This window comes from Rhizobacter sp. P3_B12, from assembly GCF_056402895.1.
Window position 1 is genome coordinate 1 of sequence record NZ_JBFUGN010000132.1, and the last position, 9998, is coordinate 9998.

Below are 9998 nucleotides of genomic sequence, written 5' to 3' on the forward strand. Positions count from 1 at the left end.
ACGCCCAGGCCCTGCACCGGTGCCACCAGCGAGGCGCGGACAGCTTGCAGGTCGGTCGACGCATCGAGTGCCATGCCGGTGCCGCGCAGCGTGAACACCATGCCGACGAAGGTACCGAGCATGCCCAGCAGGACCAGCAGGCCGGCGAGGTAGGGCGCGAGGGCCGGGCCGGGGAAGCCGGCGGGCTCGCCTTCGATGCGGCGGCGCACGGCGTTCTGCAGCGACGCGGGCACGCTGTCGAGCCAGGGGCGCAGCGCGGGCAGCGGATCGGCGATGCCGGCGACGGCACGGGCCAGCGCGGTGGTGGCCTGCCGGAAGCGGTGCAGTTCGAGCGCGCCCATCAGGTAGAAGGCCGCGATGAGCGCGGTGATGGCGAGCGCCAGCGGGTGGGAGCCGAGGTAGCCGGCACCGACCCAGCCGAGGGCGGCCAGGCCGGTGGCGAACACGGCGTGAGGGAGGAATCTGGTCATGGTTGGTCAGGTGATGACCCGCGAAGGGCATCGAGCAGCCCTTCGACCGGTTGCATTCGGAGGTCCAGTTCGGCGAGGAGCACCTCGCGCATGTCCTGGCAGAAGGTGGTGCGCCAGCGCTCGGGCTGGTCTTCAGGTGCCGCGCCGCGCACGCGCTCGAAGTGCTGTTCGAGCCAGGCCGGCACCGTGGACAGCAGCGTGCGTTCGCGGGCGCCGATGACTTTCTCCATCACGGCATCGACGCCGGCCAGCCGCGCCAGCGCGGGCGAGGCGGCCGACAGCGAGGCGCGCAGCTTGCGGCGCAGCGGGGCGATGTGGGCGTCCATCGCCTGCTGCCAGCCGAGGTAGCGCTGGCGGTGCGGCGGGAAATCGTCGGTGGTCGGGTCCGGCACGGCGAGCTTGGTGACGGCGTCGCGCACGCGACGGCACTCGCGGTCGGCGGCGGTGGCTGCCGTGCGATGGGAAGACGCCTCGGCGGATGCGTCCTGCGGGCCGTCGAGCGCCGACGACAACGAGATCGCGTCGGTCCAGTCGAACCAGCGGCACAGCCCGTCGGAGAAGCTGTCCTTCAGGGCCGGGACGTGGGTATCGCCAAGCGTCGCCAGCAGGCGGATCAGGCCGGAGCCGGAAAGAGGGGTGCGGCGCGGGGAGAGCGCCAAGCTGCCAGTCAAGGTGCGAACGGAAAAACGTCGGATTTTACGGGGTGGCGGAGGCCGGGTCTGGGGGGTTGACACCGGGTTCGCGGAGGGGCCCACAGGGCTCCTCCCTCATCTCATTTGTCCACGGCGGCGCGCTTGTAGGTCAGCTGCGCCTGCCCTGTCTTCTCGTCGTACGTCCAGATCATCGACGCGTCGCCCTCGCGCACGTACACCAGCGCAAGCTGCGAACCGCGTGGCGCAAGCGTGAGCGACGGCATGCGGGCGTTCCCGCCGTCATAGAGGGTTCCGAACCCGAGCAGTTGCGCCTTCAAGGCCTTGCTGCCGAGCGGCTCGCCTTTTGCCGAGATGAACAACAGCTCGCCGTTCGAGGTCCAGCCCGCATAGCGCCTGGCTTGCGTGTCATAGCTCAATGACGTGATGTCGACGTTGTTGAGCGAGCGGTATTCCAGCCACCGGCCGCGCTTGGCGTCATACCGATAGAGGAAACCTTCTCCCCCCAGCGTGACGACCGTGACGATGTCCAGGTCCGAGTCATAGGCCACCGCAGTCGCCCAGGAGAACGCGGGAAACTGCGAAGGAAGCGGCAAGAGGGCTTTCCACCCCGATTGGGTGTCCGCCATGTGCAGCCCGGCGTCGCTCAGCGTATAGACCTGGCGCCCGGATCCCGACACGGCAATCTTGTTGTCAGCCAACAGGTTCTGTCCACGTTGGGGTCCTTTTGAAGTCCCGTCGTTGCGAAAGCTCACCTTGCGGAGGTCACGGGTGAGCAGCTCGAACGCGAAGAAGGAAGTCGGCGACGTCGGCGCCACACCTTGCAAGCTGAGATCGGCACGAACGGGGTCCAACGTGTTGATCTCATCGATCGAAGACACCTGGTACCGCCCGCGCAAGACATCGACCTTCGTCACGCCGAACCATGCATTCAGCTGCTGCAACATCTGCCGAAAGTTGATGTTGTCGGTTTCGTAGGCGTAGGGCAGCTCGGCGACGTGGACCGGAACGGGACGGTCCGCAATGACGCCGCTGCCCCCTCTCAATGACGCAAGCACGATTCCCGTGATCGTCGTGCCCGCCGACGGCTCGATGCGCCACAGGATCTTTTCATAGCTGCTCAGTACCAGCAGCACACGCTTGCCCGGCCGGTTCAGCAGCACCCGCGTGACGCCTGCCGATGGCTCGTAGCCCGAGACCACGATCAGCTCGGCATCGGCTGCCAACGTGCGCGGCGGCGCCTGTTGCAGCAGGGGAAGCTGACGATCGTTCACCGGCGACGCGGGCGCCCCGAGCGCAAGGGTGTCGACATGCTGCGTCGCGCCCGGGCGCGCGAGCGGTTGCTTGCCGTCAAGGAGCTCACCCTGGTTCGAGATCGACAGCACAGCGCCATTGGAGGTGCGGGCCTCGTAGCGCTTGCCTTGTGCGTCGTAGGCCAGCGACTTGACATCGATGCCCCTCATCGATCGGTAGTCGAGCCAGCGCCTTTGCCTGACGTCATAGCGGTAGAGGTACCCCTCTCCACCCATCGTGACCACCGAGACGATATCGAGGTCGGTGTCGTGAGCCACCCCCGTCGGCCACGAGAACGACGGGAAGCTGGTCGGCAGCGGGACGGAAGATGTCTTGCCCGAGTCCTTGCTCGTCACCATCAGGGAGTCGACTCCCGGAGTGTAGGTGTCGCGCGTCGCGCCGGACGGCATGCCTGGGGCGGCGGCGGTCGGACTCCGCGGCGTTCGCGCCTCCCCCAATGGCAACGCGCGACTCCGGCTCTCGCCCTCACAGGCCGTCGAGCGGTACTCGACACGGCCATTCGAATCGACACACCGATTGACCTGCGCATGAACCGCGGGACACGCCAGGCACACGAGTGCAGCCAGTGCGGTGACACGCCGCACGCGGCGGGCTGAGTTGACCAAGATGAATCCTCCCTCACCGTGTGAATCTATCGACGGCCGACTGCAGATGGCCGCCTCTCCGCGGCGTCCAAAAGCTACCCCGGGCCTACGCCGACAAGGGTGGTTTCGCTCACACGTCGATATTCGCCGCCCTCAACGCATTCGTCTCGATGAACTCCCGCCGCGGCTCCACCTCGTCGCCCATCAGCATCGTGAACACCCGATCGGCCTCGATCGCGTCGTCGATCTGCACGCGCAGCAGGCGCCGCACGGTCGGGTCCATCGTGGTCTCCCACAGCTGCGCCGGGTTCATCTCGCCCAGCCCCTTGTAGCGCTGGCGGCCCACCGCCGACTCCGCCTGCTGGATCAGCCAGGCCATCGCCTGGCGGAAGTCGCCGACCTTGGCTTCCTTCTGCTTCTCGCCCTCGCCGCGCTTGACCACCGCCTCATTGCTCACCAGCCCCTTGAAGGTCTGGCCTGCCGTCGACAAGGCCTCGTAGTCGGCGCCGTGCACGAAGTCGGCGCTGATCACGCTGCTCTTGCGGTTGCCGTGGTGCATGCGGCTGATGCGCAGGATGTGCTTGTCGGTGCGGGCATCGAACTCGGCCGTCACCTCGGCATCGTGCAGCGCGCCCTTCAGCGCCGCCGCCGACACCTCGGCCGCCTCCAGCGTGTCCAGGTCGAGCGCCAGGCCGTTGGCCATCGCGCGCAGCGCCTCGATGTCCATCCAGTTCGACAGCCGCTCCACCACGTTGTTGGCCATCACGTACTGCCGTGCCAGCGTCTCGAGCGTCTCGCCCAGCAGCACCGTGCCGCCGACACCCGTCTCGAGCTTCGCATCCTTCAGCGCCACCTTCAGCAGGTAGGCGTCCAGCTCGTGGCCGTCCTTCAGGTACTGCTCTTCCTTGCCGAGCTTCACCTTGTAGAGCGGCGGCTGCGCGATGTAGATGTGGCCGCGCTCGACGATCTCCGGCATCTGCCGGTAGAAGAAGGTCAGCAGCAGCGTGCGGATGTGCGCGCCGTCCACGTCCGCGTCGGTCATGATGATGATGCGGTGGTAGCGCAGCTTGTCCGGGTTGAACTCGTCCTTGCCGATGCTCGTGCCCAGCGCGGTGATCAGCGTCAGGATTTCATTGCTGGTCAGCAACCGCTCGAAGCGCGCCCGCTCGACGTTCAGGATCTTGCCGCGCAGCGGCAGGATCGCCTGGAACTTGCGGTCGCGGCCCTGCTTGGCCGAGCCGCCGGCCGAGTCGCCCTCCACGATGTAGATCTCGCACAGCGCCGGATCCTTCTCCTGGCAATCGGCCAGCTTGCCCGGCAGGCCCATGCCGTCGAGCACGCCCTTGCGGCGCGTCATCTCGCGCGCCTTGCGGGCCGCCTCGCGCGCACGCGCCGCCTCGACGATCTTGCCGCAGATGATCTTCGCGTCGACCGGGTTCTCCAGCAGGTAGTCGTTCAGCGCCTTGCTGACCACGTCTTCCACCGGGCCGCGCACTTCGCTGGACACCAGCTTGTCCTTGGTCTGGCTGCTGAACTTCGGCTCCGGCACCTTCACGCTCAACACGCAGCACAGGCCTTCGCGCATGTCGTCACCGGTGATCTCGACCTTGGCCTTCTTGGCCAGCTCGTTGTCCTCGATGTACTTGTTGATGACCCGCGTCATGCCGGCGCGCAGGCCGGTCAGGTGGGTGCCGCCATCGCGCTGCGGAATGTTGTTCGTGAAGCAGAGGACGTTCTCGCTGTAGCCGTCGTTCCACTGCATCGCCACCTCGGCGGTGATGTTGGTGTTCTGGTCCGACATCTTGTCGCCGGTGGCGTGGAAGATGTTCGGGTGCAGCACCTTCTTGCCGGTATTGATGAAGTCGACGAAACCCTTCACGCCGCCGATGAAGGCGAAGTTGTCTTCCTTGTTGTTGCGCTCGTCGACCAGCCGGATCTTGACGCCGTTGTTCAGGAAGCTCAACTCGCGCAGCCGCTTGCTCAGGATGTCGTAGTGGAAGTCGATGTTGTTGAAGATCTCGTCGTCCGGCAGGAAGTGCACCTCGGTGCCGCGCTTCTCGGTCTCGCCGGTGATCTTCATCGGGCTCACCTCGAAGCCGTCGCGCATCTCCAGCACACGGTCCTGCGGCACGCCCTTGCGGAACTCGATGAAGTGCGTCTTGCCGTCGCGCCGCACCGTCAGGCGCAGCCACTTCGACAGCGCGTTCACGCACGAGACGCCCACGCCGTGCAGGCCGCCCGACACCTTGTAGCTGTTCTGGTTGAACTTGCCGCCGGCGTGCAGTTCGGTCAGCGCGATCTCGGCCGCACTGCGCTTGGGCTCGTGCTTGTCGTCCATCTTGACGCCGGTCGGGATGCCGCGGCCGTTGTCGGTGACGCTGATCGCGTTGTCGCTGTGGATCGTCACGACGATGTCGTCGCAGTAGCCGGCCAGCGCCTCGTCGATCGAGTTGTCGACCACCTCGAACACCAGGTGGTGCAACCCGGTGCCGTCGGAGGTGTCGCCGATGTACATGCCCGGGCGCTTGCGCACGGCCTCYAGGCCTTCCAGGATCTGGATGCTGCCTTCGCCGTAGGCGCTCGACACAGCATCTGCAGCCGCCTTCTTGGCGGCACCGTCGTCGGGAGTGTTCAGGGAATCGGTCATCGCGGTGTTGAACTCATGGAATGCATCGGGTACGGGCGGGCGGCACGCGGATCGTCAGATCCGCATCGGCATCACCACGTACTTGAAGCCCGCCTGCTCGGGCACGGTGAACAAGGCGCTGGAGTTGGTGTCCTGCAGCTCCAGCTTGACCATCTCGACGCTCATGTTGGCCAGCGCGTCCATCAGGTAGGTGACGTTGAAGCCGATCTCGATCGCGTCGCCGTCGTAGTCGACCTCGAGTTCTTCCTTGGCCTCTTCCTGCTCGGCATTGCTCGACGCGATGCGCAGCACGCCCGGTTCGATGTTGACGCGCACGCCCTTGAACTTCTCGCTGGTCAGGATCGCGGCGCGCTGCAGGCTGGCCAGCAGCGGGGCGCGGCCGAGCGTCACGTGGTTCTTGTGGTTCTTCGGGATCACGCGGTTGTAGTCGGGGAACTTGCCCTCGACCAGTTTGGTGACGAACTCCATGCCGCTGAAGCTGAACTTGGCCTGGTTGCCGGCAAAGCGCATCTCGATCGGGCTGTTCTCTTTATCGTCCTTCTCGTCCTTCAGCAAGCGCTGCAGCTCGAGCACCGTCTTGCGCGGCAGGATCACCTCCTGCTTCGGGATCTCGACGTCGAGGTTGGCTTGCGCGAGCGCCAGGCGGTGGCCGTCGGTCGCCACCAGCGTCAGGCTCTTGCCCTCGGCGACGAACAGGATGCCGTTCAGGTAGTAGCGGATGTCGTGCACCGCCATCGCGAAGTGCACCTGGTTGATCAGCGTCTTCAGCGTCTTCTGCGGCACGCTGAACACCGGGCCGAAGTCGGCCGCTTCCTGCACCAGCGGGAAATCGTCGGCGGGCAGCGTCTGCAGCGTGAAGCGGCTCTTGCCGCCCTGCAGCGTCAGCTTGTTCTGCGCGGTGCTCAGCGTGACGATCTGGTCGGCCGGCAGCGAACGCAGGATGTCGATCAGCTTGCGCGCACCGACGGTGGTCGCGAAGTTGCTCGCGTCGCCGTCGAACTCGGCGGTGGTGCGGACCTGGATCTCCAGGTCGCTGCTGGTCAGCTCGACCTGGCTGCCGGTTTTGCGGATCAGCACGTTGGCCAGGATCGGCAAGGTGTGCCGACGTTCGACGATGCCGGACACGGCCTGCAGGGCTCCCAACACTTTTTCTTGCGCTGCCTTCAAGACAATCATGTCAACCTCTTAATTTAGTCGTCTTAGTAGAGGATCGCGTTCCTTGTGGAGAACGCCATTTTCCCCTTTTCCATCAACCGCTTACAGACCTCGAAACCCTGTGTGCAGAAGCCCCTGAACGGCGGGACTCGCGCACAACAACTTTCTGGAACCCGCCTGGCCTGTGGACATCTGCGATGTTGTTCGAGAGTTGTCCCCAGGCTTGTGCTTTGACATCCCCACGCGCTTCTGCTGCGCTCGCATTCAGCCTTTCAACGTCTGCTCCAGCACGTGCAGCTGCTGGTTCAACTCGGTGTTCTTCTGGCGCTCGCCGGCGATCTTGCGCACCGCGTGCAGCACCGTCGTGTGGTCGCGCCCGCCGAACAGCTCGCCGATCTCCGGCAGGCTCTTCTGCGTCATTTCCTTGGCAAGGTACATCGCGATCTGGCGCGGCCGGGCGATGCTGGCCGGGCGCTTCTTGCTGTACATGTCCGCCACCTTGATCTTGTAGAAGTCGGCCACGGTCTTCTGGATGTTCTCGACACCGACCTGGCGGTTCTGGATCGACAGCAGGTCCTTCAGCGCCTCGCGGGCGAGCTGGATGTTGATGTCCTTGTGCGAGAACCGCGAGTACGCGAGGATCTTGCGCAGCGCGCCTTCGAGCTCGCGCACGTTGGCGCGCACGTTCTTCGCGACGAAGAAGGCCACGTCCTCCGGCATCGCGGTGCCCTCGGCATCCGACTTGCGCATCAGGATGGCCACGCGCATCTCCAGCTCCGGCGGCTCGATCGCCACCGTCAGGCCGGCATCGAAGCGCGAGGTGAGCCGCTCGTCGATGTCCACCAGCCCCTTCGGGTAGGTGTCGCTCGTCATGATGATGTGGGCACGCTTGGCCAGCAGCGCCTCGAAGGCGTTGAAGAACTCCTCCTGCGTGCGCTCCTTGCCGGCGAAGAACTGCACGTCGTCGATCAGCAGCAGGTCGAGCGAGTGGTACTTGGCCTTCAGCTCGTCGAAGGTCTTGCGCTGGTAGTTCTTGACGACGTCGGTGATGAACTGCTCGGCGTGCAGGTAGAGCACGCGGGCGTCGGCGCGGTCGGCCAGCAGCGCATTGCCGACGGCATGCACCAGGTGGGTCTTGCCGAGGCCGACACCGCCGTAGATGAAGAGCGGGTTGTACATCTGCCCGGGCGCGCCGGCCACGTGCAGCGCCGCGGTGCGGGCCATCTGATTCGCGCGGCCGGCGACCAGCGAGCCGAAGGTCAATGCGGGGTTCAGGCGGTGGCGCGGCAAGGCCGCATTCGCGGCAGACGGGCTGCGCGGCACGGCGATGGTGGGCGCACCCAGTGTGGCGACCTCGCCGCCGCCCTGGCCGATGCCGCTCGACCGTGCCGGGCCGAGCGCGCGGGCGATCGGCACCGGGCCGTCGCTGCGGAATCCGCTGACCGGCAGCGGGTTGTCGCGCGGCGCGAGCATCAGGTCGAGCCGCACCGGCTTGCCGGCCAGCTCGCTCAGCACGGCCTCGATGCGGCCGGCGTACTGGTTGCGGATCCAGTCGAGCTTGAACCGGTTGGGCACACGCAGTGATGCCACCGCGCCGGAGATGCCTTGGTCAGTGACGTCGGCAGCGGGCAGCGGTCGGATCCAGGTGTTGAATTGTTGTTCGGGCAGTTCGGCTGCCAAACGCTCGCAGCCGCGCTGCCAGAGATCAGCGCTCATGTTGTGGAAAAGTTCTTCTCGGAGCGGCCGGATTCTACGGTGCAACCGGCCCGCCGGGCGAGGTTATCCACAGTCTTGTGCAGCCGGATGAAACCGCCGCACGGGCGCATGCCACCGTGTAAGTCTTTGACTTGGCAGGGGGTTTTTGGTGTAATAGTGGGTTTCCCGAAGGCCCGGCTCTTGTGACCTTGATGATCAAGGTGAGCAGCATGCAGGGTCGAGTCGTGTGGTGATCGCATTGAAGATCACATGACTTGGGACCCCCTTCAGCAGGACTGATCATCATGAAACGCACTTATCAAGCTTCGAAGACCCGCCGCGCCCGCACCCATGGTTTCCTCGTGCGCATGAAGACCCGCGGTGGCCGCGCCGTCATCAACGCGCGCCGCGCCAAGGGCCGCAAGCGCCTGGCCGTCTGAGGCCCGTCGCTGTAAGCGCAGCTGTAGCCACCACAGCAGCCGCAGTCAGCGCATCCACGGCGGCACCCCCCGTTTCGGCAACGGGTGCGGCATTGGATGCAGCAACGCCGGCCGTGGCGTCCAGGGCGTCACCGTGATCGGGCGAATCGTTCAATCGGTTGATTTCGAGCGCGTGCTCGCGGCGCCCACCCGGGCCCGCAGTACGCATTTCGCCGTCCATTTCCTGGCCGCCCGGCCTGCTGTCAAAGTGGCCGCTGCGCGTGCAGCTGCCCACAAGTTGTCAACAGGTGAGGCACCTGAACAGGGCAAAGCTGTGGATGACTTGCCTGAAGGCGCCTGCTGGCTGGGTGCGGTGGTGCCCAAGCGGCATGCCCGCCGGGCCGTCACGCGCAACCTGCTGAAGCGTCAGATCCGTCGCGTCGTGCATGCGCAGGCCGGCTTGCCGAGCGGCTTGTGGGTGATCCGGCTGCGCGGTCCGTTCGACCGCAAGCTGTTCCCGAGCGCTGCATCCGACGCGCTGCGCACCGCAGCCGGCACCGAGCTGCTGGCGGTGATGGCGCGCGCTGCCCGGACCGGAGCCTGACGATGTCGCGGCGGGTCGAGCAGTTGAAGTCCGTGCCGCAACGCCTGTTGATGACGCTGGTGCGCGGCTACCGCTTCTTCCTGAGCCCGTGGCTCGGCAGTGCGTGCCGCTTCGAGCCGACCTGCTCGGTGTATTCGCTGCAGGCGCTCGAGCGGCATGGCGCGCTCGGTGGCAGCTACCTGACGCTGCACCGGCTGGCGCGTTGCCACCCGTGGTGCAATGGCGGCCACGATCCGGTGCCCGAGAGGCTGGCCGGCCTGTTCACCCGCCTTGAGGCGCGGCGTTCCGGCCCCAACTCCGGCGCAGCTGCGGCTTCCCATCCCCCTTCTTCCCCCCTTTCCCGCGAAGAGACTCTTCCATGACCGATATGCGCCGCACCCTGCTGTGGGTGGTGTTCTCGATGTCGCTCGTCCTGCTCTGGGACGCGTGGAGCCGGCACAACGGGCAACCGTCGCTGTTC

At 66.0% G+C, this 9998-nt stretch carries 8 protein-coding genes and 1 pseudogene; 3 read left to right on the forward strand and 6 right to left on the reverse strand.

Annotated elements, in window-relative coordinates:
• The 6 genes and pseudogenes from AC1D01_RS09940 to dnaA all read right to left on the reverse strand — a co-directional run.
• A pseudogene (locus AC1D01_RS09940) lies at positions 1 to 470 on the reverse strand (hypothetical protein); the annotation flags it as partial.
• Positions 467 to 1141: a DUF3348 domain-containing protein gene (locus tag AC1D01_RS09945; protein ID WP_477865880.1), complete on the reverse strand. Its 675-nt coding sequence runs from the start codon at positions 1139 to 1141 to the stop codon at positions 467 to 469. The gene AC1D01_RS09945 and the pseudogene AC1D01_RS09940, both read right to left, overlap by 4 nt.
• Before the next feature lie 101 nt (positions 1142 to 1242).
• Positions 1243 to 3039, reverse strand: a complete 1797-nt coding sequence (locus AC1D01_RS09950; protein ID WP_477865881.1) for a DUF4124 domain-containing protein — start codon at positions 3037 to 3039, stop codon at positions 1243 to 1245.
• Positions 3040 to 3148: 109 nt separating this feature from the next.
• A complete protein-coding gene (gyrB, locus tag AC1D01_RS09955) occupies positions 3149 to 5665 on the reverse strand; it encodes a DNA topoisomerase (ATP-hydrolyzing) subunit B (protein WP_477865882.1) in 2517 nt (838 codons plus the stop codon).
• A 54-nt stretch (positions 5666 to 5719) separates the two neighbouring features.
• The gene (dnaN, locus tag AC1D01_RS09960) at positions 5720 to 6841 is read right to left on the reverse strand and encodes a DNA polymerase III subunit beta (protein ID WP_047592655.1); all 1122 of its coding nucleotides are present in this window, start codon (positions 6839 to 6841) and stop codon (positions 5720 to 5722) included.
• 243 nt (positions 6842 to 7084) lie between these two features.
• Positions 7085 to 8536: a chromosomal replication initiator protein DnaA gene (gene dnaA, locus AC1D01_RS09965; RefSeq protein WP_477865883.1), complete on the reverse strand. Its 1452-nt coding sequence runs from the start codon at positions 8534 to 8536 to the stop codon at positions 7085 to 7087.
• 284 nt (positions 8537 to 8820) lie between these two features.
• Here dnaA and rpmH point away from each other — a divergent pair, with 284 nt between their 5' ends.
• The 3 genes from rpmH to yidD all read left to right on the forward strand — a co-directional run bounded on the left by rpmH (position 8821) and on the right by yidD (position 9900).
• Complete coding sequence (rpmH, locus tag AC1D01_RS09970; RefSeq protein WP_047486751.1) at positions 8821 to 8955, forward strand: 50S ribosomal protein L34; 135 nt, start codon at positions 8821 to 8823, stop codon at positions 8953 to 8955.
• 133 nt (positions 8956 to 9088) lie between these two features.
• A complete protein-coding gene (locus AC1D01_RS09975; protein WP_477865884.1) occupies positions 9089 to 9538 on the forward strand; it encodes a ribonuclease P protein component in 450 nt (149 codons plus the stop codon).
• A 2-nt stretch (positions 9539 to 9540) separates the two neighbouring features.
• Positions 9541 to 9900, forward strand: coding sequence for a membrane protein insertion efficiency factor YidD (gene yidD / locus AC1D01_RS09980; RefSeq protein WP_477865885.1), 360 nt, complete (start codon positions 9541 to 9543; stop codon positions 9898 to 9900).
• The last annotated feature ends 98 nt before the right edge of the window (positions 9901 to 9998 follow it).

Excerpts from the sequence above, each read along its gene's own strand:
- dnaN (WP_047592655.1), bottom strand. The coding sequence starts at position 6,841 with ATGATTGTCTTGAAGGCAGCGCAAGAAAAAGTGTTGGGAGCCCTGCAG.
- dnaA (WP_477865883.1), bottom strand. The coding sequence starts at position 8,536 with ATGAGCGCTGATCTCTGGCAGCGCGGCTGCGAGCGTTTGGCAGCCGAA.
- rpmH (WP_047486751.1), top strand. The coding sequence starts at position 8,821 with ATGAAACGCACTTATCAAGCTTCGAAGACCCGCCGCGCCCGCACCCAT.
- yidD (WP_477865885.1), top strand. The coding sequence starts at position 9,541 with ATGTCGCGGCGGGTCGAGCAGTTGAAGTCCGTGCCGCAACGCCTGTTG.